This is a genomic window from Stenotrophomonas sp. 364 (assembly GCF_009832905.1).
Classification (GTDB): Bacteria; Pseudomonadota; Gammaproteobacteria; order Xanthomonadales; family Xanthomonadaceae; genus Stenotrophomonas; species Stenotrophomonas maltophilia_AP.
In genome coordinates this window covers 2,874,641-2,900,538 of sequence record NZ_CP047135.1, presented here as the reverse complement: position 1 = coordinate 2,900,538, position 25,898 = coordinate 2,874,641, and the positions used below count along the sequence as shown (strand labels likewise).

The 25,898-nt window shown below is 66.9% G+C and carries 21 protein-coding genes; 10 read left to right on the top strand and 11 right to left on the bottom strand.

The window, feature by feature from the left end; translation table 11 throughout:
* Positions 1 to 154: 154 nt before the first annotated feature.
* The gene (locus GQ674_RS13260) at positions 155 to 2,269 is read right to left on the bottom strand and encodes a M13-type metalloendopeptidase (RefSeq protein ID WP_201290277.1); all 2,115 of its coding nucleotides are present in this window, start codon (positions 2,267 to 2,269) and stop codon (positions 155 to 157) included.
* 232 nt (positions 2,270 to 2,501) lie between these two features.
* Between GQ674_RS13260 and GQ674_RS13255 the strand changes: the two genes are divergently transcribed.
* Positions 2,502 to 4,100, top strand: a complete 1,599-nt coding sequence (locus tag GQ674_RS13255) for an NAD(P)/FAD-dependent oxidoreductase (RefSeq protein ID WP_159497449.1) — start codon at positions 2,502 to 2,504, stop codon at positions 4,098 to 4,100.
* Between the two features lie 52 nt (positions 4,101 to 4,152).
* Here GQ674_RS13255 and GQ674_RS13250 read toward each other — a convergent pair whose 3' ends face one another.
* The 3 genes from GQ674_RS13250 to GQ674_RS13240 all read right to left on the bottom strand — a co-directional run bounded on the left by GQ674_RS13250 (position 4,153) and on the right by GQ674_RS13240 (position 9,958).
* Complete coding sequence (locus GQ674_RS13250; protein ID WP_159497448.1) at positions 4,153 to 4,947, bottom strand: hypothetical protein; 795 nt, start codon at positions 4,945 to 4,947, stop codon at positions 4,153 to 4,155.
* A gap of 119 nt (positions 4,948 to 5,066) precedes the next feature.
* On the bottom strand, positions 5,067 to 7,046 hold the full coding sequence (locus GQ674_RS13245; RefSeq protein ID WP_236546081.1) for a prolyl oligopeptidase family serine peptidase: 1,980 nt from the start codon (positions 7,044 to 7,046) through the stop codon (positions 5,067 to 5,069).
* Positions 7,047 to 7,144: 98 nt separating this feature from the next.
* Positions 7,145 to 9,958, bottom strand: coding sequence for a TonB-dependent receptor (locus GQ674_RS13240; RefSeq protein ID WP_236546080.1), 2,814 nt, complete (start codon positions 9,956 to 9,958; stop codon positions 7,145 to 7,147).
* A 453-nt stretch (positions 9,959 to 10,411) separates the two neighbouring features.
* Between GQ674_RS13240 and apbC the strand changes: the two genes are divergently transcribed.
* Together apbC and dcd are read left to right on the top strand one after the other, a co-directional pair.
* Positions 10,412 to 11,269, top strand: coding sequence for an iron-sulfur cluster carrier protein ApbC (gene apbC / locus GQ674_RS13235; protein WP_201290161.1), 858 nt, complete (start codon positions 10,412 to 10,414; stop codon positions 11,267 to 11,269).
* A 172-nt stretch (positions 11,270 to 11,441) separates the two neighbouring features.
* Positions 11,442 to 12,014, top strand: a complete 573-nt coding sequence (dcd, locus tag GQ674_RS13230) for a dCTP deaminase (protein ID WP_038687170.1) — start codon at positions 11,442 to 11,444, stop codon at positions 12,012 to 12,014.
* Positions 12,015 to 12,279: 265 nt separating this feature from the next.
* Here the strand turns inward: dcd and GQ674_RS21515 are convergent, their stop codons facing one another.
* Genes GQ674_RS21515 through GQ674_RS13220 form a run of 3 tightly spaced genes read right to left on the bottom strand, consistent with a single transcriptional unit; the run spans position 12,280 to position 13,553 of the window.
* A complete protein-coding gene (locus GQ674_RS21515) occupies positions 12,280 to 12,447 on the bottom strand; it encodes a DUF5668 domain-containing protein (protein WP_019182647.1) in 168 nt (55 codons plus the stop codon).
* Positions 12,448 to 12,462: 15 nt separating this feature from the next.
* The gene (locus tag GQ674_RS13225) at positions 12,463 to 12,885 is read right to left on the bottom strand and encodes an HIT family protein (RefSeq protein WP_159497446.1); all 423 of its coding nucleotides are present in this window, start codon (positions 12,883 to 12,885) and stop codon (positions 12,463 to 12,465) included.
* Positions 12,882 to 13,553, bottom strand: a complete 672-nt coding sequence (locus tag GQ674_RS13220; RefSeq protein WP_159497445.1) for a dienelactone hydrolase family protein — start codon at positions 13,551 to 13,553, stop codon at positions 12,882 to 12,884. Before GQ674_RS13220 ends, GQ674_RS13225 begins: the two co-directional genes overlap by 4 nt.
* A 204-nt stretch (positions 13,554 to 13,757) precedes the next feature.
* Between GQ674_RS13220 and rimO the strand changes: the two genes are divergently transcribed.
* Positions 13,758 to 15,122 (top strand): 30S ribosomal protein S12 methylthiotransferase RimO, encoded by a 1,365-nt coding sequence (gene rimO, locus GQ674_RS13215; protein ID WP_159497444.1) that lies wholly within the window; start codon positions 13,758 to 13,760, stop codon positions 15,120 to 15,122.
* Entirely contained in the window at positions 15,119 to 15,946 is an 828-nt protein-coding gene (locus GQ674_RS13210; RefSeq protein ID WP_159497443.1) for a DUF3025 domain-containing protein, read from the top strand. The genes rimO and GQ674_RS13210 overlap by 4 nt, the downstream gene beginning before the upstream one ends.
* Positions 15,947 to 16,033: 87 nt before the next feature.
* On the opposite strand, the gene greB is transcribed toward GQ674_RS13210, so the two are convergent.
* Both greB and GQ674_RS13200 read right to left on the bottom strand, forming a co-directional pair.
* Positions 16,034 to 16,540 carry a transcription elongation factor GreB gene (gene greB / locus GQ674_RS13205; RefSeq protein WP_159497442.1) on the bottom strand — a complete coding sequence of 169 codons (507 nt, stop codon included), beginning with the start codon at positions 16,538 to 16,540 and terminating at the stop codon, positions 16,034 to 16,036.
* Between the two features lie 8 nt (positions 16,541 to 16,548).
* Complete coding sequence (locus tag GQ674_RS13200) at positions 16,549 to 18,054, bottom strand: helicase HerA-like domain-containing protein (RefSeq protein ID WP_159497441.1); 1,506 nt, start codon at positions 18,052 to 18,054, stop codon at positions 16,549 to 16,551.
* A gap of 134 nt (positions 18,055 to 18,188) precedes the next feature.
* Between GQ674_RS13200 and GQ674_RS13195 the strand changes: the two genes are divergently transcribed.
* Positions 18,189 to 19,793: a transglycosylase SLT domain-containing protein gene (locus tag GQ674_RS13195; protein ID WP_159497440.1), complete on the top strand. Its 1,605-nt coding sequence runs from the start codon at positions 18,189 to 18,191 to the stop codon at positions 19,791 to 19,793.
* An 85-nt stretch (positions 19,794 to 19,878) separates the two neighbouring features.
* The gene (locus GQ674_RS13190) at positions 19,879 to 20,220 is read left to right on the top strand and encodes a ribonuclease E inhibitor RraB (RefSeq protein WP_128098174.1); all 342 of its coding nucleotides are present in this window, start codon (positions 19,879 to 19,881) and stop codon (positions 20,218 to 20,220) included.
* A gap of 82 nt (positions 20,221 to 20,302) precedes the next feature.
* Here the strand turns inward: GQ674_RS13190 and asd are convergent, their stop codons facing one another.
* Both asd and GQ674_RS13180 read right to left on the bottom strand, forming a co-directional pair.
* Positions 20,303 to 21,145 (bottom strand): archaetidylserine decarboxylase, encoded by an 843-nt coding sequence (gene asd / locus GQ674_RS13185; RefSeq protein ID WP_159497439.1) that lies wholly within the window; start codon positions 21,143 to 21,145, stop codon positions 20,303 to 20,305.
* A complete protein-coding gene (locus GQ674_RS13180; RefSeq protein ID WP_159497438.1) occupies positions 21,142 to 21,792 on the bottom strand; it encodes an SCO family protein in 651 nt (216 codons plus the stop codon). Before GQ674_RS13180 ends, asd begins: the two co-directional genes overlap by 4 nt.
* Positions 21,793 to 22,781: 989 nt before the next feature.
* Here GQ674_RS13180 and prmB point away from each other — a divergent pair.
* The 3 genes from prmB to GQ674_RS13165 are packed head-to-tail and all read left to right on the top strand — an operon-like array spanning position 22,782 to position 25,859.
* Positions 22,782 to 23,711: a 50S ribosomal protein L3 N(5)-glutamine methyltransferase gene (prmB, locus tag GQ674_RS13175; RefSeq protein WP_128096363.1), complete on the top strand. Its 930-nt coding sequence runs from the start codon at positions 22,782 to 22,784 to the stop codon at positions 23,709 to 23,711.
* Positions 23,708 to 24,811, top strand: coding sequence for a chorismate synthase (aroC, locus tag GQ674_RS13170; protein ID WP_159497437.1), 1,104 nt, complete (start codon positions 23,708 to 23,710; stop codon positions 24,809 to 24,811). Before prmB ends, aroC begins: the two co-directional genes overlap by 4 nt.
* Entirely contained in the window at positions 24,804 to 25,859 is a 1,056-nt protein-coding gene (locus GQ674_RS13165; protein WP_159497436.1) for a D-glycerate dehydrogenase, read from the top strand. The genes aroC and GQ674_RS13165 overlap by 8 nt, the downstream gene beginning before the upstream one ends.
* Positions 25,860 to 25,898: the final 39 nt, after the last annotated feature.

Genomic DNA, 25,898 nt, shown 5'->3' with positions numbered 1-25,898 from the left:
CCCACCGGCCCAATGCAATCTAGCCGCACCCCGGCGGCTTTTGCTCTGCTTGCTGCGTTCAATTGACCAACCGGGATACCTGCAAAGAAAAAAAACAAAGGCCCGGGAAATCCCGGGCCTTTGATTGCAGCGGTTCACGCGGTGGCGCGATGGGTTACCAGATCACGACCTGCTGGTCGCCGGCGCGGACCATCGGCGAGCCGGCCTTGCACTGGAACGCAGCGGCGAAGGTCGGCAGGTTCGACGGCGCGCCCATGGCGCGGAACTGCGCAGGGGCGTGCGGATCGGTGGCCAGGCGGACCTTGGCGTTCTCCGGGGTGTACTTGGTGCGCCACACGGTGGCCCAGTTGAAGTAGAAGCGCTGATCGCGGGTGAAGCCGTCGATCTTCGGATCTTCCTTGCCGGCCGACGCCTTCTGCAGCGCGTCGTAGGCGGTTGCCACGCCGCCCAGGTCGGCGATGTTCTCGCCCAGGGTCAGCTTGCCGTTTACCGCCTGGCCGTCGACCTTGTAGCCGTCGAACTGCTTGATCAGCTTGCCGGTCAGGCCACCGAAGTTCTTGGTATCCGCCTCGCTCCACCAGTTCTCGAAGTTGCCGGTCGGCCCGAAGCGGCTGCCCTGGTCGTCGTAACCGTGGGTCATTTCGTGGCCGATCACCGCGCCGATGCCGCCGTAGTTGAGCGCGTCGTCGGCCTTCGGGTCGAAGAACGGCGGCTGCAGGATGGCGGCCGGGAACACGATCTCGTTCTGCAGCGGGTTGTAGTAGGCGTTGACCGTCTGCGGGGTCATGCCCCACTCGGTCTTGTCCACCGGCTTGCCGATCTTGGACAGGGACCACTTGTAGTTGAACGCATTGGCCGCGCGCACATTGCCGAAGTAGCTGTCGCGACCGGTGGTCAGGCCGTTCCAGTCACGCCACTTGTCCGGGTAGCCGATCTTCGGAGTGAAGGTTTCCCACTTGGCGATGGCCTTGGCCTTGGTCTCGTCGCTCATCCAGGTCAGGTTCTGGATACGCTCCTTCAGCGCGGCGGCGAGGTTCTTGACCAGCTCTTCCATCTTGGCCTTGGCTTCCGGCGAGAAGGCGACCTTCACGTACAGCTGGCCGAACGCATCGCCGGCATCGCTCTCGATGGTGCCCAGCACGCGCTTCCAGCGCGGCTTCATTTCCTTCTGGCCGTTCAGGGTCTTGCCGTAGAACTCGTAGTTTTCCTGCACGAACGCATCGGCCAGGTACGGCGAGGCGCCGTCCACGGTGTGGAAGCGCAGGTAGGCGCGCCACACCGACGGATCGGTGTCGCCCAACGCCTTGCTCACTTCCTGGTGGAAGGACGGGATGGCCAGCGAGAACTTCTCCGGCGCGGCCACGCCCTGAGCCTTGAAGAACTCGGTCCAGCTGAAGTTCGGGGTCAGCTTGTCCGCGTCGGCCAGAGTGACCGGGTTGTAGTACAGCGACACATCGCGCGACAGCTCGACGCTGGACTTGGAGGCCTTGGCCAGGCGGGTTTCGAACTTCACCACGTCGGCGGCCTGCTTGGCCGCATCGGCGGCGGCAACACCGGACAGTTCCAGCACCTTGGCCACGTGGGCCTGGTAGGCCTTGAGCTTGTCGGCGTTCTTGGCGTCGGTGTAGTAGGTGGTGTCCGGCAGGCCCAGGCCGCCCTGGCTGGCGTACGCCATGTTCATGCTGGAGTTCTTGAAGTCCGCTTCCGGACCGAAGCCGAACAGCACGTTCTCGCCCTTGGCCGCGCTGCTGCGCAGGAAGTCGGCGACCGCCTCCTTGCTCTGCAGGCCGTCGATGGCCGCCAGGTCGGCCTTGATCGGCTCGATGCCCTGCGCGTTGATCTTGGCTTCGTCCATGCCGGTGGCCCAGAAGTCACCGACGATCTTTTCGATGCCGCTGGGGTTCTTCACCGCCGCGACCTGCTCGGCGAGCTGGTGCTGCACGGCCACCGAACGCTCGTCCAGGATGGTGAAGGCGCCCCAGCTGGTGCGGTCGGCCGGAATCTCATTGGCCGCCAGCCACTTGCTGTTGACGTAGTCGCCGAACGCGTTGCAGGCGTCCAGGCTGGTGTCCAGGTCGGACGGGTGGAAGGCGTTGTAGGCCGGCAGCTTGCTTTCGTCGAGCTTGTACTCGGTGGCCGCAGCGGCAGGGGTGGCCGGTGCGGCGGTGGAGGCCGCGCTGTCCGTAGCCGGGGTTTCGTTCTTGCCGCAGCCGACCAGCGCGGCCGAAACGGCCAGGGTCAGCAGAACAATCTTGGGAGTGCGAGCGATCACTGTGAATGGCCTCCAGGCCGATGGGTCATGCGTGGGCTGGCCCCCGCGGGGCCGTGGGCCAGACGATACGCCGCTGGCCCGACCTGCAAGGGTGTCGAAGGTCATGGCCGATGGCAAGCCGCACCTGCGTGGGGCAGGCCACCGCCTTCGGCACGCCCGGACGACCGCAGCGGCAAAGCCCGGGGCACGTCGGGCGACACGCCCCGCCGTGGCGGTGTATATAACGGCCATGGCAAACCCTTCAGCGCAGGCGTGGGACGCAGTCATCATCGGTGCCGGGCACAACGGCCTGGTGTGCGCGGCGTACCTGGCGCGCGCCGGCAAGCGCGTGCTGGTGCTGGAGCGGCGCGGGGTGGTGGGCGGCGCGGCGGTTACCGAGGAGTTCCATCCCGGTTTCCGCAACTCGGTGGCGTCCTACACGGTGTCCCTGCTGCAGCCCAAGGTGATCGCCGACCTGGACCTGCCAGCGCACGGGCTGACGGTGGTACCACGCCGCATCAACAATTTCCTGCCGCTGCCCGACGGCGGTCACCTGCTGGCCGGCACCGGTCTTACCCAGGCCGAGGTGCGCCGGTTCTCCGCACGCGATGCGCAGCGGTTGCCGGTGTACGAACAGCGGCTGGAGGTATTTGCCGACGTGCTGCGCGCCGTGGCGCTGCAGGCGCCGCCCAATGTGGGCAGCGGGCATTGGCTGCAGGCCCTGCCCGAACTGTGGCGGGCCGGGCAGCTGGGGCGTCGCCTGCACGCCTTGTCGCCTGCGCTGCGTCAGGAGCTGCTGGACCTGTTCACCATTTCCGCGGCCGAGTACCTGGACCGCTGGTTCGAAAGCGAGCCGATCAAGGCGCTGTTCGGCTTCGACGGCGTGGTGGGCAACTACGCCAGCCCGTACGCGCCGGGCACCGCCTACGTGCTGCTGCACCATGCGTTCGGGCAGAGCAACGGGGTCAAGGGTGCCTGGGGCCATGCCATCGGCGGCATGGGCGCGATCACCCAGGCGATGGCGCGCGCGGCCGTGCAGGCCGGCGCGCAGATCCGCACCGATGCCGGCGTGCGCCGCGTGCGGGTCGAGGCGGGCAGGGCGGTGGGCGTGGAGACGCTGGACGGCGAGCGCATCGACGCCCGCGCGGTGGTGGCCAACGTCAACCCGAAACTGCTCTACGAACAACTGCTGGCCGCCGACGAGGTGCCGGCGCCCACACGCGAACGCATGGCCAACTGGCGCTGCGGCTCGGGCACCTTCCGCATGAACGTCGCGCTGTCGCAGTTGCCCAACTTCCGCTGCCTGCCCGGTGCGGGTGACCACCTAACCGCCGGCATCATCATCGCCCCGTCGCTGGATTACATGGACCGCGCCTACTCCGATGCGCGCCAGCACGGCTGGTCGCGCGAGCCGATCGTGGAGATGCTCATTCCCAGTACGCTGGACGATTCGCTGGCGCCGCCCGGCCAGCACGTGGCCAGCCTGTTCTGCCAGCACGTGGCGCCGCAGCTGCCGCACGGGAGCAGCTGGGACGATCATCGCGATGAAGTGGCCGACCTGATGATTGCCACGGTGGAACAGCATGCGCCGGGGTTTGCCGCCTCGGTGCTGGGCCGGCAGGTATTGAGCCCGCTGGATCTGGAGCGGACCTTCGGCCTGATCGGCGGGGATATCTTCCATGGCGCGCTGAGCCTCAACCAGCTGTTCAGTGCGCGCCCGATGCTGGGCCAGGCCGATTACCGCGGTGCGTTGCCGGGGTTGTACCTGTGCGGGTCCGGCACGCATCCCGGCGGCGGGGTGACCGGTGCGCCGGGGCATAACGCCGCGCAGGTGATCCTGCGCGGGTGACAACAACTGCCGACACCATACCGACCGCCCATGCAGCCGATGCGGGCCCTGGTCAGGGCTTGCCGCCGGTCGGTTCGAGCTGCGGCATTTCGCTGCCGGCATCCGGTTCGGGCAGGTCCTGCACCGGGCTCACCACGGGAATGCGCGAGGTTGCATCCCCGGCCTTGACCTGTTCCACGCCACCCACATCGACCGTGCCGATACGCGGCTTGGTCCAGACCGCGTCATGCCAGGCCTGGTACTTGGCCGGGTCCCAGAAGCGTTCGTCGTAGAACTTGGAGCCATCGATCTCGCGCGAGCCGCTCGGACCGGGAACCACGATGCGCAGATTGCCGGCAAAACCGGTGCGGCTGCCGGTGACCGCCTTGCGCTCGCGGCGCAGCACCGCGGCAATGCGGGGCTTGGCGGCGGCATCACCGTAACGGGCGTAGACCGCTTCGCCTTCGGCGAGCGCACGCGCGCGTTCGGCTTCAGTAAGCTGGCTCCAGTAACGCTCCCGCAGGCCCGCGAACCCTTCGTAGCCGCGTTCGGCCGCCAGGTCCATCCAGACATAACCCAGCGCACGGTCCTGAGGGGTACCGTCGCCATTCCAGAGCATCTCGGCGACCATGCCCTGGGAGGGTTTGTCGGCGTACTGCGCGGCGTACTGGAAGAAGCGGAAGGCATCTTCGCGCTTGCCGGCCTTGTGCTTCTCCAGGGCCAGCAGGCGGAAGCGCAGGTCGGGATGACCATTGAGGAAGCCAGCAGTGATCATCAGCTGGTCCTGGGTGGGGTCGGGCGGTGCCGGGGTTGCACTCCAGGCCGCAGGCGCGGCCAGCAGCGCCGCCAACAGAACATGTGTTGCCATCCATTGCCGGTGTTTCATAGAAATGTGTTCCATCGCATGTGTGAAGAAGCGCCGGGTGGGCGTACCCACCCGGCAATGCAGCCTACGTCAACCGTGCGGCTGCGGCACGGTCACCGGTCTCAGTTGCGGGCCGGAGTGATGCCGCCCGCGCCGATGTGGCGGTCGAAGAACTTCAGCATTTCGGTATACAGGTTCACGCGCGCTTCCTCGCCGTAGAATCCGTGCATTTCACCGCTCTGGATGATCATGCCTTCCGGCTTGTTGCCGGCGGCGATCAGTGCCTTGTTCATCAGTTCGGTCTGTTCGGGCACGGCACGTACGTCACGGGCGCCGGCGGCGAGGTAGACCGGGATCTTGACCTCGGCCGCACGCAGCGCAGGCGAGGCGCGATTCCAGTCGGCGCGTTCGGTGCCGTGGGTGCGGCGCAGGTAGCGCAGGCCCGAGTCACGCTGCGGGATGTCGCCCTTCTTGAACAGCATGTCCACGTCGTACACGCCCACGTAACCGAACGCGCACTTGAACAGGCCCGGTTCGCGGATCGGGGCCATCAGCGCCGAGTAGCCGCCAAAGCTGCCGCCGTAGATGCAGATGCGGTTGCGGTCCACGTAGCCACTGTTGATGGCCCAGTGGGTGGCTTCCAGGATGTCGTTCTGGATGCCCTGGTCCCACTGGCGGTGGCCGGCGTCCTGGAAGGCCTTGCCGTACCCGGCCGAACCACGGAAGTTCACCTGCAGGGTGGCGTACCCGCGGTTGGCGAACAGCTGGGCTTCCGGGTTGAAGCCCCAGTTGTCGCGCGGGCCGATCGGGCCGCCGTGCGGGTTCACCACCAAAGGCAGGTTCTTGCCGTCCGACCCGTTGGGCAGGGTGAGGTAGCCGAACACCTTCTTGCCGTCGCGGGTGGTGATGCTGAAGGGCTTGATCGACGCCATGTTCTTCTTGTCGATCTGCGGACGGCGTGACATCAGGAAGCGGGCCTTGCCGGTGTCGCGGTCGTACAGGTACAGCTCGCCCGGATTGTTGTCGCTGTAGACGCTGACGATGATCTTCCGGCCATCCTGGGTGTAGCTGGAGAAGTCGACCATCTGCCCCTCGAAGGCCGCGGCCAGCGAGGCGTACAGCTCGGCGTCGGGGTGGTTTTCGTCGATCAGCTTCACCGCCGGCGCGGCCGCCTCGGTAACCACGCCCACCAGCGTGCTTTCATCGGTGGACCAGATGTAGTTGGACACCTCCGCGGTGGGGTCCTGGAACAGCGACTTGAACGCGCCGGTGGTGGTGTCCAGGGTGCCGACGGCCGCCGGTGCCTTGTCGTCGTCCTGGGTGGCGTACACGGTGCCGGTGTTGGTCGTGGTGATCACGTCCAGGTGCTTGCCGTCGGCCTTGGAAGCATTGAGCAGCGTCCAGCCGCTGCCATCGCGGCGGTACAGTTCGCTGCGCTCTTCGTACTCGCCTTCCTCGTTCTTGCTCGAGGTGCACACCGCGAAGCGCGGCTCCTTGGCGGCATCCAGCGCGATGCTGCAGTTTTCCTTGGGCGCGCGGCCCAGCGACGTGCGTCGGCCGCTGACGGTATCCATGCGCACCACTTCGGTGTTGGCACCTTCAGACGAACGCGCCGACGTCACCTGCATGATGACGTTCTGGTCGTCGTCCTTGAGGGTGTCCAGCAGCGAGAAGCTCTCGCGGCTGACTTCCTTGCCGCGCTGGGTGGCATCGCGGGTGCCGTAGTAGATCAGCGGGCGGGGCTGGCTGCCATCGGCATTGACGGCATACCACTCGCCGGTGGACATCGGCGAGGCATAGCCGCCGAGCTTCTTGACCGCGTTGAACAGCAACCGGTCCGGGCTGGTCCAGTAAAACGAGCCGACGCTCTTCTTCTCCGGCAGTGTGTTGACCTTGATCGGCTTCAGGTCGCTGGTGCGGATGACGGTCAGCACGTCCTGGTCACCCTGGTCGACGGTGATCGCCAGGTACTCGCCGGTGGGCGAGATCTTGACCGAGCTGTAGGAGGCATGCCCGACGAAATCCTTGACGGGCTGTTGGGGGGCGGCGGCCAGCGCCGACGGGGCTGCGGTCGACACGACCAGCGCCAGGAGGGGCAACATGCGCTTCATACGCATTTCTCCAGATGGATGAGACAGGTTTCATGTCCTGCAAAGCGAAGAGCCCGGCAAGCCGGGCTCTTCGATGCAACTCGGATCGATCAGTTCAGCTTGTACTCGAACTGCACGAAGACCTCGCGGCCGATCGGGCTGTAGTTGTAGAAGAAGAACGGGTAGGAGTTGTAGGTGTCATCCTTGGGCGACATCTCGTCGAAGACGTTGTTCACGAACAAACCGATGGTGGCCTTGTTGGTGACCTTCTTCTGGATGTTGGCGTTCCAGACCACGTACGACCCGATGCGGCCGGTTTCAGCCCAGTTCGGCAGCGAGCCCCAGCGGTAGCCGTACACGGTGGTTGCCCAATCGTCGCGTTCCCAGCTGGCGGTCCAGTTGATGCGGCTGCGGAAGTTGAAGAACTGCTTGTGGTCACGCACGTTGCGCGTGCCGCTGCCCGGGAACTCCTGGTCTTCCAGCTTCAGCACGTGGGTCCAGTTCAGGCCCAGGTCGAAATCGCCCCAGCGGTCGGTATCGATCTTGTACTTCCACGCCACGTCCAGACCGGAGGTCTTCTGGTTGGCCTGGTTGAAGGGCACCGAGTGGTAGTCCACAACGCGTTCATCGGCGCCGGTGACCGGGTCGATCCCTTCACGGGTAACCAGGCTGCGGAAGTAGTCGCATGCGGCCGAGGTGCCATCCACGGGCTGCCCATCACGGGTCTTGCCCAGGCGGCAGTCGGCTTCATTACGCATCAGGTAGCCGTAGGAAATGTCCTTGACCGCGCCCTTCAGCTCGATGTTGTAGTAGTCCACGCTCAGCGACATCTGGTCCATCACATCCCAGACGAAGCCGACGGTGGTGGACTTGCCGGTCTCTTCCTTCAGGTTGCGATTTCCCTCGCGCTGACCTTCGATCGAATAGCTATAGGTGGTGCCGCTGCCGCAATCGCTGTTGCTGAGCGGGTTGCGCCCATCACGACGGCACAGGTACTCGTCCAGTGCACCATTGAGGAAGAAGCCCGACGGCTGCGCGAAGATGTAGTGCATGTCCGGCGCGCGGAAGCTGGTGGCATGGCTGCCACGCAGCAGCAGGCTTTCGAACGGGCGGTATTCCAGGCCCGCCATCCAGGTGGAAGCACCGTCGACCGAACTGGCATCGTCGTACTTGTCGTAACGACCGGCCAGGTTGGCCTTCAGGGTGCTGACGATCGGGATGCTGAACTCCAGGCCCACTGCGTAGCGGTTGCGATCGCCACCGCCGCCGGTTGCGGTGCGGCCCAGCGGACCGTCGTTGCCGGTGTAATCCTGCGCCATGCGCGCGTCCGGCGAGACGTCGTACTTCTGCCGCGCCGCTTCCAGCACGCCGGCCATGGCCAGGGGGCCGGCCGGCAGCTCGAACAGGTCGCCGCTGACGCCGAAGGTGGCCTGCGAGGCCTGCGACGACGAAGTGTTGGAGAAGTTGTCGCTGAAGGCGGCGACGTCTTCCGGCGACAGCGGGTTCAGCAGGCGGTCGACATTCAGGCGGTAGATCGGCAGCCCGTTGGGACGGGTGCCCAGCTGCGGACCATAGAAGAAGTCGCGGATGCGGCTGGCGACCGGCCAGTTGAAGTTGTCATCGGCGGTGTAGCGCGAGTGGGACACGGTGGCGTCCCAGTCGAACTTCTCGCCGAAGTTGCCGCGCAGGCCGACGGCCACGTCCAGCGACTTCTCGATGAAGTTGTTCTGCGCCCCGATGCTGCCCACTTCGGACGGAGTCAGGATGCGCTGCACGTTGCCGACGGTGCCGCCGAACTGCGGGTCGTAATGGCTGGTGATGCCCAGCGAACCACCGCTGGAGAAGAAGCGGGTGGCGCCGGCCAGCTTGGCTTCGGAACGTGAGGCACTCAGCTGCGCCCAGGCCTGCATGCCGCCGGTGAAGTCGTAGGTGCCGTACAGGTAGCCGGACTGGGTGCTGTCGGAGTTGCGGATCGACTGGGTAGCCGGGTAACCGAAGTAACCGCAACGGTTCGGCGCGGCAGCGGTCGGTGTGGATTTGAATGTTTCAAACTCGGCGAAGCGGCCGCACACTTCCTCCAGCCCGCCGGGTGCCGGCCATTCGCGAATGGCGCCGGCACCCCGGTTGACGGTGAAGCGCACCGATTCCACTGCGGTGGCGTCGGCCGGATCAACCGAGGGGTCGTCACGGTAGGAATCCATGAAATCGCGCTGGCTGGCGTAGATCGCCTCGCGCTCCAGGGCCTCGAAGGCGTAGGTCAGGCTCCAGTTGCTGCCGGTCTTGCCGCCGACCCACTGGAAGCGACCCGAGTCACCGCCACCTTGGGTGGTGGTGCCACCGCGCAGGGTGACCGTGTCGCCCTCGAAGTTGGTCTTCATGATGATGTTGACCACACCGGCCACGGCGTCGGAGCCGTAGATGGCCGATGCGCCGCCGGACAGGATTTCGATGCGATCGATGGCGGCGGCCGGGATGTTGGCCAGGTTCACCGCGTTGGACTGACCGTTGTAGGGCAGCGGGTAGTCGGTGGCGCGGCGGCCGTTGATCAGCACCAGCTGATAGCCCGGGCCGAGGCCGCGCAGGTTCAGGAAGCTGGCGTTCTGGGTGAAGCCGCCGGACAGTTCGTTCTGCACCGAACCGGTGAACTGGCTCAGGGTGGTCAGCGCGTCATAGACGGTGTTGAAGCCCTGCTTTTCGATGTCCTGGGAGGTCACCACGACCACCGGAGCCGGGCCTTCCACTTCGGCGCGCTTGATGCGCGAGCCGGTCACGGTGACCTTGTCCAGCTGGGTAGCGCCGCGGGTTTCGGTGCCCGACGCGCTGCTGCTGTCCTGGGCGAAAGCCGGCGAGATGGCCGATACAACCAGGGCCGTGGCCATGGCAAAGCTCAGCGGATTGCGGCTGAGCAGAGTGCGGTTCGTCATTGGTGAAACCCCCTAAAAGTCTTTTTTTGCACCCGGCGCCCGCCGGGTGGTGCACCCGTGGCCGACGTCCTTGTGCCCCTTCGAGGTCTCGCTGGGAGGCCCTCTTCACCAGCATCACGCGCTGATGACCCGAGATTAACATGGGCTTAACTTGTCGTGTCAACTGTTCATCAGCGCGTCATAAAGACATGATCTGCAAACCGTTGCAGGACAAGGGAATGCGGCTTCCAAGCCCCCCAAGTGCTTGAATTAACAGGAATAGTTTCGTTTGAAACCTTGGGGGGGGGTGGACCGCGCATCCTTGTCCTCTGCTGTCCGTGGACATCGCGCCGCCGGGTGGGGATGTGTTCAGGCTGTCGCCGTGCCAGCTGCCCTGCGTGGTGTGCGCCACGGGCTTGGATGGCGACTTGTATACTGCGCAGTTCAGCGCAATCGCTTCTTCGGAGTCATGCAGTGAGCCCCAGTCAGTCGCGTCGTCCCCACGCCAGCCAGGTGCAGAAAGGGCTCAGCCCGCATCCGCGCATCCGCAACGTGATTGCCGTGGGATCGGGCAAGGGCGGCGTGGGCAAGTCCACCACGGCGGTGAACCTGGCCGTGGCGCTGGCCAAGCTGGGCGCGCGCGTGGGCCTGCTCGATGCCGACATCTACGGCCCGAGTGTGCCGGCCATGCTCGGCCTTAGCGGCCGCCCGGAAAGCCCGGACAACAAGTCGATCGAACCGATGCGCGCCTTCGGCGTGGAGACCATGTCGATCGGCTACCTGATCGAAGACGAGACGCCGATGATCTGGCGCGGCCCGATGGCCACCTCGGCGATGACCCAGTTCTTCAACGACACCCTGTGGGACGACCTCGATTACCTGCTGATCGACCTGCCGCCGGGCACGGGCGACATCCAGTTGACGCTGACCCAGAAGATTCCGCTGGCCGGCGCGGTGATCGTCACCACGCCGCAGGACATCGCCACGCTGGATGCCAGAAAGGCGCTGAAGATGTTCGAGAAGGTGGAAGTGCCGGTGCTGGGCATTCTCGAGAACATGGCCGTGCACACCTGCAGCAACTGCGGCCACCGCGAACACCTGTTCGGCGACGGCGGTGGCGAGCGCATGGCCGCCCAGTACGGCGTGCCGCTACTGGGGTCGCTGCCGCTGGAAATCGGCATCCGCGAGCAGGGCGACGCCGGCACCCCGATCACTGCGGCGCAGCCGGACTCGGCAGCCGCCCAGGCCTACCTGCACGCGGCCGAGCGCCTGATCGACGAAGTGGGCAAGCGCCCGCGCGCCAGCATCCCGATTCTGTCGTCCCTGATCTGACCGCCCGGGCCGCGGCCTGACACGTCTGAACCGCACAAGGCCCGGCATTGCCTGGCCTTGTCGCCTGCGCCCCCTGCATCGCGGCTGGCCGCAACCCGGGTGCCTGTTTAGAATCGTGGCCCGGGCGCCCGTTGGCGGTGCCGTTGTTCCTTTCCGCACCCAGGACCCCCCCATGAGCATCAAGAGTGACCGCTGGATCCGTCAGATGGCCGAACAGCAGGCGATGATCGAGCCGTTTGAAGCCGGCCAGGTCAAGCAGGCCAACGGCCAGCGCATCGTCAGCTATGGCACCTCCAGCTACGGCTACGACGTGCGCTGCTCGCGCGAGTTCAAGGTGTTCACCAACATCAACTCCACCATCGTCGACCCCAAGCACTTCGACCCGGGCAGCTTTGTGGACATCGTGGGCGATGAGTGCATCATCCCGCCCAACAGCTTCGCGCTGGCGCGTACCGTGGAGTACTTCCGCATCCCGCGTGACACCCTGGTGGTGTGCCTGGGCAAGAGCACGTATGCGCGCTGCGGCATCATCGTCAACGTGACCCCGCTGGAACCGGAGTGGGAAGGGCATGTGACCCTGGAATTCAGCAACACCACGCCGCTGCCGGCGCGCATCTATGCCAACGAAGGCGTGGCCCAGATGCTGTTCTTCCAGGCCGACAAGGACGATATCTGCGAGACGTCCTACAAGGACCGCGGTGGCAAGTACCAGGGCCAGACCGGCGTGACCCTGCCGCGGACCTGATGGCCGCGCGGGTGGCGCGGCGCACCTGATCGATCCCCGGGCGTGCTGGCGCGCATCATGTAAACCCGATGCGCGCACTGCGGTCCGCCAGGTCGCCTGACGGGTAGAGCCGACCGTTGGTCGGCTGCGGTTGCGCGATCCGTTACGTCGACCGTCCGCAACGAAAAAAGCGCGGATAGCTCCGCGCTTTTTTGTGGCTTGGTCCGGCGTGCGGCGTGGTAACCCAAAAGCAGCGGACCCAAAAGCAGCGGACCAGCGGTCCGCTCTACTTGCCGCGTCCGAACAGCAGCCCGATGCCCACCGCCACCAGCACCACCGGCCACCAGGTGAGGATCAGCTTCCCCATGTTCATGTTGGTCCAGCCCAGGTTGCTGGCCAGCAGGAACAGGCCGACGAGGATCAGGACGATGGCAGCGACGAGGTTGGAACGCATCAGGGGCAGGGTCCGCTAGGGCTGGGGCGAATATCCTAGCCGTTCCTTCCAGTGCGCGACACGTTCGGCCAACACGTCCGGATCGAAACGGTGTGCCTGGCCCTGGCCCCACACCGGGCCCGGCCACGCCGGATCGCCCACGTGGCGCCCGATCACGTGGAAATGCAACTGGCGCACGATGTTGCCCAGCGCGCCGATGTTGATCTTCTCCACGCCGTCGGTGCCCTTGAGCGCCTTGCAGGCACGGTTCAACTCGGTGCGCAGCTTGTCCTGCTGATCGCCGTCCAGATCGATCCATTCGGTGATGCCGGCCAGCCGGGGCACCAGGATCAACCAGGGGTAACGCTCGTCATTCATCAACCGTACTTGCGACAACGGCCCTTCTGCTACCATTACGCTGTCGGTGGCCAGGCGTGGATCCAGTTCGAACTCGCTCATCCAAGATGCTCCGCAAAGAAGTCCAGGGTGCGTTCCAGCGCCAGGGTGGCGCTGTCTGGATCATACGCATGTCCGACGCTGCGGTTGAAGGCGTGGTCGGCCGGGTACACGAAGGTGGCCATCTGTGGCAGCTTCTCGCGGTGGGCGGCGATGGCCTCGGGCGGGATGCTCTTGTCCTTGGCCCCGAAGTGGAACATCACCGGGGCCTTGGGTGTTTCGTCCAGGAACTGCACGTTGCGCGCGCCGTAGTAGCTCACCGAGGGCAGGCCCAGCCGCAGCGCCGACAACAGCGCGATGCTGCCGCCCCAGCAGTAGCCCACCGTGCCTACCTTGCCGGCCGGCGCCAGCCGCGAGGCCGCCGCGCGGACGATCTCCAGCGCCTTCTCCACGCCCAGCGCGTTCACCCGTTCCAGCCCCTGTTTCACCCCGTCCGGGTCGTAGGGCAGCGCATCCGGGTCGGCCTCGACCCCGTCGATGAGGTCGAAGAACGATGGCGCCAGCACCGCATAGCCCTGCGCCGCAAAGCCTTCGGCCACCTCGCGCACGTGCGCGTTCACACCGAAGATCTCCTGGATGACCACCAGCCCGCCACGCGGTTTGCCCGTCGGCGTGGCCTGCCAGGCCCGGACCGGACCGTGGTGCGTATCGAGCGTGACCCACTCACCCATGATGCGTGACTCCTGTTGGTTCAGGCGTTCATTATCGGCCGCGCGCCGGTTAGGGCGGTGTCAGCGACCGTGCCGGGTCTGGCGGGATCGGCCCGATGCCATTCAGAGCCCGGGGCCCAACGCCGGTATACTTGCCGCCGTTTCCGGCCCCAGGTCCCCACGCCATTCCGGCATGGGCCCAGGCCCCCAGAGTCCCGCGATTCCATGTCCCAGCTGAACCCCAAAGTCGGCTTCGTCAGCCTTGGCTGCCCGAAGGCGCTCGTCGATTCCGAACGCATCCTCACCCAGCTGCGCTCGGAGGGCTACGACATCGTGCCCTCCTACGATGCGGCCGACGTCGTGGTGGTCAACACCTGCGGCTTCATCGATTCGGCCGTGACCGAGTCTCTGGATGCGATCGGCGAGGCGATGAACGCCAACGGCAAGGTGATCGTCACCGGCTGCCTGGGCAAGCGCCCCGAACAGATCCGCGAGGCGTACCCGAACGTGCTGGCAGTGTCCGGCCCGCAGGACTACGTGAGCGTGATGGAGGCCGTGCACGCCGCGCTGCCGCCCAGGCACGATCCCTTCGTGGACCTGGTGCCCGACTACGGCATCAAGCTGACCCCGCGCCACTACGCCTACCTGAAGATTTCCGAGGGCTGCAACCACACGTGCAGCTTCTGCATCATCCCGTCGATGCGCGGCAAGCTGGTCTCGCGCCCGGTGGATGAGGTGCTGCGCGAAGCCGAGCGCCTGGTGCGCGGTGGGGTGAAGGAACTGCTGGTGGTGTCGCAGGACACCTCGGCCTATGGCGTGGATGTGAAGTACGCCGAACGCATGTGGCGCGACAAGGCCTACCAGACCCGGCTCAAGGCGCTGTGCGAAGGCCTGTCCGAACTGGATGCCTGGACGCGCATGCACTACGTGTACCCGTACCCGCACGTGGACGAGATCGTGCCGCTGATGGCCGAGAACCGGATCCTGCCGTACCTGGACATCCCGTTCCAGCACGCCAGCCCGCGCATCCTGAAGCTGATGAAGCGCCCGGGTGCGGTCGACAAGACCCTCGAGCGCGTGCAGCGCTGGCGCCAGCTGTGCCCGGACATCACGGTGCGCTCGACCTTCATTGTCGGCTTCCCCGGCGAGACCGACGCCGAGTTCGAGGAGCTGCTGAGCTTCCTGGACGAGGCGCAGCTGGACCGCGTGGGCGCATTCGCCTACTCGCCGGTGACCGGTGCGACGGCCAACGACCTGCCCGATGCCGTGCCCGAGGAAGTGAAGCAGGAGCGCCTGGCGCGCTTCATGGCCCGTCAGGCGGAGATTTCCGCGGCACGCCTGGAAGCCAAGATCGGCACCGTGCAGCAGTGCCTGGTTGATGCGATCGAAGACGGTATCGCCGTGGCTCGTTCCAAGGCTGACGCGCCGGAGATCGATGGCCTGGTGCATATCCAGAACGCCGAGGAAGCCCGCCTGCGCGTGGGCCAGTTCGTCGACGTGGAGATCACCGAGAGCGACGACCACGACCTGTATGGCGACGCGTTGATCGTGGACGCCGCGCGCAAGCCGTTCGACCTGCAGGTGCTGTGACGGCGGCGGTCGATGCCGGTGGCACGCGCCGCCGTTTCATCGCACCGCCGCGTGGCGTGGTGGCGGCGGACGTCTTCGCCCGGCCGCTGTTTGCCGGGTTTTCCCGCTACGCCGACCTGATGACGGCGGCCGACTGGCCGACCGTCGCGGCGCTCGATGCCCGCCTGGCGTTGCCCGGCCGGCATCTGGTCGAGCAGGACGACGCGCTGCTGGCCGACGGCCTGCATTACGAACAACGCATTGCCCAGGGCCGCATTGCCACCCGCGCGGCGAACTGGCACGACCTGTTCAACGCGCTGGTGTGGGCACGACATCCGGCCATCAAGAATGCGCTCAACGCGCGCCAATGCCTGCATATCGGCTGCCACGGGCCGCAGCAGCGCAACCGTGCGCAGGCCGCGCTGACCCAGTTCGACGAAACCGGCGTGATCGTGCGGGTGCGCGATCCTGCGGTGCTGCAGGCCTGGGACCGGCACGACTGGGCGGCGTTGTTCGCGGACGGGGCCGGGCGGTGGCGCAGCGGTGAAATCGCCGTGGCGGCGGTGGTTGGCCACGCATTGATGGAGCAGGCGTTGTTGCCGGGGCGTCTGCTGGTGGGCAAGTGCGTGGTGGTGTGCGCCGACGAGGATGGGCGCGCCGTGGCGCGGGTCGCACGGATGATCGATACCGGACGCGTCCTCAACGACCCGCTGGAACTGCGGCCGCTGCCGCTGATGGGTATTCCCGGCTGGCAACCGCAGCAGGACGCGCCGTTTTACCGGCAAGCCGATTACTTCCGGCCGCTGCGCGAGGGCAGGCGCTATCCCGCGCCGCACGGCGCGTAAGGCCCCGCACGGTAGGGTGGGTTCCCAAACAACCGCCGACAGCAGCGCACCACGCGGTAACGCCGTGCGTTGAACAATGCCAACGGCTCAGCCCGCGCCGTACTCCACCGCCAGGATCGCAAAGCCGGTGCGCCCGCTGGGCAGCTCGACTTCGAACTCGTCGTCCACGCGCTTTTTCAGCAGCGCCCGGGCCAGCGGCGAATCGATGCTGATCCAGCCGGTGGCGGCGTCGGTTTCGTCCGGGCCGACGATGCGGTAGCGGCTGGTATCGCCGCTGTCCACGTTCTCCAGCTCCACCCAGGCGCCGAAGAACACCGCCTGCGGGTCGGTCGGGGTGGTGTCGACCACGCGCAGCGATTCCAGCCGCTTGGTCAGGTAGCGCACGCGTCGGTCGATCTCGCCCAGCTGCTTCTTGCGGTAGGTGTACTCGGCGTTCTCCGAACGATCCCCCTCGGCCGCCGCCGCGGCCAGGGCCTTGACCACCTCCGGCCGGCGCATCCGCCACAGGTCGTCCAGTTCCGCTTTCAACCGCTGGTGGCCCTGTGCGGTGATCAGGGCCGTACTCTTTTCCGCCGGGGGACGCCAACGCGACATCGAATCGCTCAGCGCCTGCCGCCGAACAGCCCACCCAGGATGCCGCGCACGATCTGGTTGCCCAGCTTGCTGCCCACGGTCCGGGTGGTCTGCTTGGCCATGGTTTCGATCATGCCCTGGCGGCGCTTGGTGCCGAAGATGGCGTCCTTGATCGACTGGCCGAAGCCGCCTTCCTGCTGTTCGTCCTGCTCGCGTGTGCGGGCCTTGGGCGTATCGGCCTGCGCAACCACCTTCTGCGCGCGCTGGGCCAGCAGTTCGGCCGCCGACTCGCGGTTGATCGCGGTGTCGTAGCGGCTGCCCACCGGACTGCCGGCACGCACCTGGGCGCGTTCGGCCTCGGTGATGGCGCCCATCCGGCAGCGCGGCGGCGCGATCTGGGTCTGCTGCACGGGCGAGGGGATGCCCTTGTCCTGCAGGGTGGACACCAGCGCCTCGCCGGTGCCGAGCTTGGCCAGCACGGCCGCCACGTCCAGCTTGGGATTGGGCACGAACGTTTCGGCAGCAGTCTTCACCGCTTTCTGGTCGCGCGGGGTGAAGGCGCGCAGCGCATGCTGCACGCGGTTGCCGAGCTGCCCCAGGATGTTGGCCGGCACGTCGTCGGGGAATTGCGAGCAGAAGTACACGCCCACGCCCTTGGAGCGGATCAGCCGCACCACCTGCTCGATGCGCTGCACCAGTGACGCCGGCGCATCGTCGAACAGCAGATGGGCCTCGTCGAAGATGAAGACCAGCTTGGGTTTGTCCAGGTCGCCCACTTCGGGCAGGGTCTCGAACAGTTCCGACAGCAGCCACAGCAGGAACGTCGAGTACAGCCGGGGCTTGAGGACCAGCTGGTCGGCGGCCAGGATGCCGATCACGCCGCGGCCGTCATGGTTGACCCGCATGATGTCGGCCAGTTCCAGCGCCGGCTCGCCGAAGAAGGCTTCGCCGCCGTCCTGCGACAGCCGCAGCAGTGAGCGCTGGATCGCCGCCACCGTCTGCGCGCTGACCAGGCCGTACTCGGTGGAGATGTCCTTGCGTTCGTCGGCGACCAGGCCGAGCAGGGCACGCAGGTCATCCAGGTCCAGCAACAGCAGGCCGCGGTCGTCGGCCAGCTTGAACACGATGTCGAGCACGCCGGACTGGGTGTCGTTGAGCTCCAGGATCCGCGCCAGCAGCGTAGGGCCCATCTCGCTCACCGTGGTGCGCACCGGGTGCCCCAGCTTGCCGTACAGATCCCAGAAGATCGCCGGGCTGGCGGCGGGCGCGTAGTCGGCCACGCCAAGGTCCTTCGCGCGCTGCAGCAGCGCCTCGGTGCCGGCGCCGGGCACCGCCAGGCCGGACACGTCGCCCTTCACATCGGCCAGGAACACCGGCACGCCGATCCGCGAAAAACCTTCTGCCAGGGTCATCAGGGTGACGGTCTTGCCGGTCCCCGTGGCCCCGGCCACCAGGCCATGGCGATTGCCCAGGCGGGGTTGCAGGGTCACGGCGATATCGTCGGTGATGCCTTTGCCGAGCAGGATCGGATCCATGGTCAACTCGCTTGTGCTGGTGCTGTGTGAATGGGCGGGATTCTAAACGTCGGCGCAGGTTGCCGGGCCGACCGGGTTGCCCCGATGCAAGCGGCGCGGCTACTCTGCCCCATCTTTCGCACACAGTGCCAAAAATGCCCGTTCCTGTCTTGCTTGTCCGTGGTTGGCCGCTGTTGGCGCTCGCTGCAATGCTCTCGTTCGTGCCGGAGGCCCATGCACAGCGGGTTTCGGCCCGCGACCGGGTGAAGATCGAGGCGCTGGACCAGCGCATGGCCGCCGCCGAGAAGCGCTATCGCGACGCGCTGGTGCTGGTCGCCAATGCCGATCCCAAGGGCAAGAACGAAGGCGATGCAGCCTTGGAGGACATGGAGGATGTGATCAGCGCCTGTGTCGCCCAGAAGGGCTGCCAGGTCAGCAACATGCTGCCGGCCTACAAGCGCCTGCTGAAGGACAACGCCGACACCCGTGACGGCGAGGGCGACGAACTGGCCAGCGACGGCGGCCTGCTGGAAGCCGACCCGGACCACATCGGCCCGCTGTCGGCCGACGTGCCCGAAGCGGCGCGTGCGGCCGCGCTGCTCAACGACAAGCGCCACGCCTTCGACAACATGGTCGAGTACAACCCGGCGGTGCAGGCCGGCATCCGCCGCTGGCTCACCGACATGCGCCCGGCCCTGATGACGACCTACGAGAACTACCAGAACCTGCGCCAGGTGATGTGGCCCGAGTGGGAGAAGCGTGGCCTGCCCGAGGCGCTGCTGTTCGGGATCATGGCCAAGGAATCCAATGGCCGCGTGCACGCCTCCTCGCGCGCCGGTGCCGCTGGCCTGATGCAGTTCATGCCGGCTACCGGCCGCCGTTTCGGGCTGGGCCCGGATGGCACCGGCTTCGACACCCGCTTCGACGCGCGCAGCGCGGCCGAGGCCAGCGCTACCTATCTCAACGAGCGCATGCGCGAACTCAATGGCAGTGTCGAGCTGTCGCTGGCCGGCTACAACGGCGGCGAAGGCCGGGCGGTACGCGTCTTCAAGCAGAGCGGCGGCCAGGGCTTCTGGGTGGACAGCGTGTACAACCAGTTCCCCGGTGAAACCAAGGACTACGTGCCGATGGTGATCGCCGCGGCCTGGATCTTCCTGCACCCGCAGCAGTACGGTGTGGAGTTCCCGAAGATCAGCGCCCAGCCGGCGACGATCCGCCTGGCCAAGTCCACCACCATCTACGAGCTGACCATCTGCCTGGGCAGTGCCGGCACCCGCGACGGCTACATGCGCGCGCTGCGCAACCTCAACCCGCGCTATGAGGCCGACGGCTGGATTCCCGCCGGTACCACGATCAACGCCACCACCCGCATCGCCGGGCTGTACAACCGCTATTGCGTGAGCGGCCCGCGCGCGGACCTGGCACGCACCCTGATCACCGCCGATCTCAACGCGGCGATCGTGCGCCCCGCCGCGGCCAGCTACACCGGCAACGTGGCCGTGGGCAGCGTGGTGCCGGTGGCACAGGTGCAGGCCAGCGCGGTGGCCGCTACCCCGGTCGCCCCGGTGGCCACGCCGGCGGCAAAGCCCAAGGCCAAGCCGGTCCGCAACCACAAGGTAGGCAAGGGCCAGACCCTGGGGTCGATCGCCGACAAGTTCCAGTGCGACGTGCGTGAACTGGCCCGTGCCAACGGTCTCAAGGCCCCGGCCTACGCGCTCAGGCAGGGTCAGGTGCTCAAGCTGCAGGGCTGCGGCAAGTAAGCACACGCCCAATGGAGTAGGCTGCCGGCATCACGCCCGCGGCCACTCCCTTTCGGCCACCGGGTCACGCAGACAGGACAAGACGATGGATATCACCGCAATCAACGAGATGTTCGCCAACATCCGCGAAAACACCGATTGGGACCTCAATGGCCCGATGCTGTGGGGCTATTTCTTCGTCAACACCACTCCCGAGCCGCTGAGCGGCCTGGGCGAGAAGCTGGTCGGCATGGGCTACAGCCTGGTCGAGATTTTCGAGCCGGACCTGGAAGAGGGCGAGGCGCCGTACCACGTGCTGCACGTGGAGCGCGCCGAGGTGCACAGCGAAGCCTCGCTGGACGCCCGCAACCAGGAGCTGCAGGCGCTGGCCGAAGCCAATGGCGTGGAAGACTACGACGGCATGGACGTGGGCCCGGTCGAGATCTGACCGCAGCGGATCGCGCACAAAAAACGCCCCGGTTTCCCGGGGCGTTTTTTTGTGCGCGTCGATTACGCGCCCGGCACCACCGTCACTTCAGGGTGGCCAGCGCCTGTCCGAGCTGCACGGCATGCTCGGCATCGAGGTGCGGGGCGAACTCGGCCACGCCCGGCGGTAGCAGGATGATCACGGTGGAGCCGTAGTTGAAGCGTGCCATCTCCGCGAACCGCTCCAGCGTGATGCCCTTGCCGCGATAGTCCTTGCGGGTAATCGTGTCGCCGTAGGCCGGGATCTCCTCACCGCCCCACACGGTTTCCACGCCGGATACCAGCAGCGCGCCCACCATCACCGACACCATCGGGCCGAAGTCGGTATCGAAATGGCAGACCAGGCGCTCGTTGCGGGCGAACAGGCCGGGTACGTTGTTGACCGCCGCCGGGCCTACGCTGAACAGACGTCCTGGCACATGCACGGTCTCGCGCAGGGTGCCGGTCCACGGCATGTGCACGCGGTGGTAGTCCTTGGGCGACAGGTACACGGTGGCGAACAGGCCGTGGTGGAACACCTCGGCATCCTTGGCGTCGCCCAGCAGTTCGGCGGCCGTGAACGACTGGCCCTTGGCCTGGAAGATGCGGCCGTCCTCGATCGCGCCGAGCTGGCTGATGCGGCCATCGGCGGGCATCACCAGGGTGCGCGGGTCGGGCGCGGCCACCCGGGCGCCGGGCTTGAGCGCACGGGTGAAGAACTGGTTGAAGGTGGCGTAGCTGCGCGGGTCGGGGTTGGCGGCCTCGGCCAGGTTGACGCCGAACTTCTCGGTGACAGTGTCAATCAACCAACGTGAGATCCGCGGGTTGCTGGAATACGCCAGGCGCCGCGCCATCGAGGACAGCAGACGGTGGGGCAGGACGTAGGTCAGCGTGGTGGTCAGGCTCATGGTGCGGTTTTCTCGGTCAGCGTCTGCAGATCGCGGGCAATGGCCTGCGCATTGAAAGGGGGACGGATCAGGCCGGCAAGTTTGCCGTCCGGGTCGAGCACGGCCAGGCTGGCCGAGTGTTCGAGGGTGTAATCCTGGGGGTTTTCATCGAAGTCTTTGCCGGGGACCTTCTGGAACACGAAGCCGAGGGAGGTGGCAAAGCGCTCGAGCGAGGGGACGTCGGCGGTGGCGGCCAGGGTGTCCTTGTGGAAGGCGTGCACGTACTCGCCGAGGCGGGTGGGGGTGTCACGTTCGGGATCCACGGAGATGAAGACAAGGCGGGGGCGCAGGGTGTCGGGCTGGGCTTCCCACTGCTTCTGGGCCTGGGCGAGGTCGGCCAGGGTGGTGGGGCAGACGTCGGGGCAGAAGGTGAAGCCCAGGAACACGAGGGTCCAGTGGCCTTTGAGCTCGCCGGGAATGAGCCGGGTGCCGTCGGACTGGCTGAGGTTGAAGTCAGGCAAGGGCCGGGGCTGGGGGTAGAAGGTGATCGATTCGGTAGCGGGGCGGTCGCTGGCCGGCTTGGGCGCGAACACTTTCTGCGCGGCGACCAGGCCCAGGCCGGCGGCCAGGGCGATGAGCAGGATGATGCCGACGTTGCGATTGAACATGGAAAGCCCGTTCCCGGAAGGGGCCACCATGATAGGGGCGGCAGCGGCGCTGTTGGGTCTTTTGGGGTGGGTTGGGGTTTCTTTTTAAGAGCGGTAAGTCTGAAGCAGAGGCGAAATCTGAAGCCGGAGCAGAAGCTGGAGCCAGAGCCGGAGCCGGAGCCGGAGCTTTGAAGCCGGAGCCTTGGTGTGCGGTGATCGGAGGCGGCGCCGGCACAGGTGGGGTTGCGGGGCACGCTGCAAATCCCGCTCCGCGGCCCGGCCCAGCCGCTGGCGGCTGGGCGTTCGGGCGCATGCGAGGCAGTGCCTCGCATGCAATGCGCCCTCACCCTTGTAAGCCCCGTCGGCGCATCCATGCGCCTCAGGGCCCCGCAACCCCACCCGTGCCGACGCTCGACAGATGGCTGGTGCCCCTTGGGTAAGGGCAAGAGCCAAGGCAAGGCCCGAGGCACGGGCAAGGTGGGGCGGGCCAGTGCATTTCACTGGCAGGGCGGTTGGGGTTGGTGCGAGGGGAGGGGGTCAGGTTGTGGGGAAGGTAGGGAGGTGCCGAGCAAGGCTCGGCACTACCTCTCCCACCCCGTGCGGGCGCAGGAGGCTGCTCTGGCTCTTGCCCTTGATCTGCTCTCAGTGCGGCAAAGACAGTGTGTCGGGGGGCGGTGGGGGTGGGTTGGCAGGGCCCTGAGCCGCATGGATGCGGCGACGGAGCTTACAAGGGTGAGGGCGCATTGCATGCGAGGCACTGCCTCGCATGCGCCCGAACGCCCAGCCGCCAGCGGCTGGGCCGGGCCGCGGAGCGGGACTTGCAGCGTGCCCTGCCACCCCACCCACCCCGACCAAGCCCGCCACCAACGCAGCGCCGCCTTTGACGTTGAAGTTGACCTTGACCTCGCTCCAAGCCTCCAAACCCCCAACCCAACCACTTTCGACTGCAACGGATGCCGGGGGGCATGGGGTCGCCTATAATCGGGGGCCACACTGTCTGTTGCCTTGCCATGACTGCCGAAACGGCCGCCGAACTTCACACGATCATCGACCTGATCCGCTACGGCACCAGCCGTTTCAATGCCGCAGGCCTCACCTTCGGGCACAGCTACGACAACGCCCTGGACGAAGCTACCCAGCTCGTCCTGCACAGCCTGCACCTCCCGCATGACCTCGGCCCCGCCTACGGCGCCGCCCGCGTCACCACGCCTGAAAAGGCCGAGGTACTGGCCCTGTTCGAACGTCGCATCAACGAACGCCTGCCCGCCGCCTACCTTACCGGCGAAGCCTGGTTTGCCGGCCTCAGCTTCAAGAGCGACAGCCGCGCCCTGGTCCCGCGCTCGCCCATCGCCGAACTCATCGAAACCGGCTTCGAACCCTGGCTGGCCGGCCGTGACGTCCATCGCGCCCTTGACCTGTGCACCGGCTCGGGCTGCATCGCCATCGCCATCGGCCACTACTACCCCAACTGGGAAGTGGACGGCGTCGACCTCAGCGACGATGCCCTGGCCCTGGCGCATGAAAACAAGGACCGCCTCCAGGCGCACAACGTCACCCTGATCAAGTCCGACCTGTTCACCGGCCTCACCGGCCGCCACTACGACCTCATCGTCACCAACCCGCCCTACGTCACCAACGACGAAACCGATGCCCTGCCGCAGGAATACTCCTACGAGCCGGACATGGGCCTGCGGGCCGGCCCCGACGGCCTCGACCTGGTCCTCAAGATCCTGCGCGACGCCCCGCTGCACCTCAGCGAAGACGGCCTGCTGATCTGCGAAGTGGGCGAGTCCGAACAGCATCTCATCAAGCTCCTGCCTGAAGTCGACTTTGCCTGGATCGAATTCAAGGTCGGCCAGATGGGCATCTTCGCCGTCGAATGCCGTGAGCTGATCGCCCACAGCGCGCGCATCACCGAACTGGCAGCGCAGCGGCCGTGAGTTCCAACAGCTTCGGCAAACTGCTGACCGTCACCACCTTCGGTGAATCGCATGGTCCGGCGATCGGCTGCGTGATCGATGGCTGCCCGCCGGGGCTGGAAATCAGTGCCGGTGAGTTCGACCACGACCTGCAGCGCCGCGCCACCGGCAAGAGCCGGCATACCTCGGCGCGCCGCGAAGCCGACGACGTCGAGATCCTGTCCGGCGTCTACGAAGGCCGCACCACCGGTACGCCCATTGCCCTGCTGATCCGCAACACCGACCAGCGCAGCAAGGATTACACCGCCATCGCCCAGCAGTTCCGCCCGGGCCATGCCGACTACAGTTACTGGCAGAAGTACGGCATCCGCGACCCGCGCGGTGGCGGCCGTTCGTCCGCGCGCGAAACCACCATGCGCGTGGCCGCCGGCGTCATCGCCAAGAAGTGGCTGCAGCAGCGCCATGGCGTAACCGTGCGTGGCTACCTGTCCCAGCTGGGCGCGATCACCCCCACCGGGCATGACTGGTCGGCGGTGGAAGACAACCCGTTCTTCTGGCCGGTTGCCGAACAGGTGCCCGCGCTGGAAAGCTACATGGACGCGCTGCGCAAGTCCGGCGACTCGGTCGGCGCGCGCGTCAACGTGGTCGCCGACGGCGTCCCGCCCGGCTGGGGCGAGCCCATCTACGGCAAGCTCGACGGTGATCTGGCCGCCGCGCTGATGAGCATCAACGCGGTCAAGGGCGTGGAGATCGGCGACGGCTTTGCCAGCGCCGCCCAGCTGGGCACCGAACACCGCGACCTGATCACCCCGCAGGGCTTCGCCAGCAATCACGCCGGTGGCATCCTCGGTGGCATCTCCACCGGCCAGCAGATCACCGCCTCGATCGTGCTCAAGCCCACCTCCAGCCTGCGCCTGCCCGGTGCCACGGTGGATGCCAACGGCAACGCGGTCGATGTGATCACCACCGGCCGCCATGACCCGTGCGTCGGCATCCGCGCCACCCCCATCGCCGAGGCGATGATGGCGCTGGTGCTGATGGACCAGGCCCTGCGCCACCGCGCGCAGTGCGGCGACGTCGGCGACATCACCCCGCGCATTCCGGGCACGATCGATGGCTGATCGCCGCCCCAGGGTATGGGTCAGCCAGCCGCTGTTCGACGATGTGGTCGAACAGCTCGGGCAGCATGTCGACCTGACCATGACCGGCGATGTCACCCGCTATACCCCGCAGATGCTGGCCGAGCAGTTGTCCCGCGTCGAGGGTGCCCTGATCACCCTCAACGAGCGCATCGGCCCGGCCGAGATCGCCAACGCGCCACAGCTGCGCGCGATCGCCAACGTCGGCGTGGGCTACAACAACCTGGATGTGGACGCGCTCAGCGCGGCCGGCATCCTGGCCAGCAACACCCCGGACGTCCTGACCGAAACCACCGCCGACCTCGGCTTCGCGCTGCTGATGGCCACCGCCCGCCGCATCACCGAGGCCGAGCGCTGGCTGCGTGACGGGCAGTGGGGCCAGTGGTCGTTCCAGACCCTGCTCGGCGCGGACATCCACGGCAGCACGCTGGGCATCCTGGGCATGGGCCGCATCGGTCAGGGCATCGCCCGCCGCGGCGCGCTCGGGTTCGGCATGCGCGTGCTGTACCACAACCGCTCGCGCCTGCCCGACGCCACCGAAGCCGAGGTGGGCGCCCAGTACGTCGACCTCGACACGCTGCTGGCCCAGGCCGACCACCTGGTACTGGTGCTGCCCTACAGCGCGTCCTCGCACCACATCATCGACGCCGGCGCGCTGGCGAAGATGAAGCCGACCGCGACCCTGGTGAACATCGCCCGCGGCGGCATCGTCGACGAGGTCGCGCTGGCCGATGCCCTGGCCAACGGCCGCCTTGCCGCCGCCGGCCTGGACGTGTTCGAAGGCGAGCCCACGGTGCGCCCGGAACTGCTGGCCCTGCACAACATCGTGCTGACCCCGCATATCGGCAGCGCCAGCCAGGCCACGCGCCGGGCGATGGTGCAGCTGGCCGTGGACAACCTCATCGCCGCGCTGGGCCTGGGGCCGAACGCCGGCCGCCCGCCGAGCGCGATCAACGCCGACGCTGTGGCCGCCGCGCACATCGGCCGCGCGACCGTGGGCGGCAAAAAAATCGACGACGCAAAACGATAGGGAACCTCCCCGGCCAACAGGCGAGGTTCCCGAACCGGC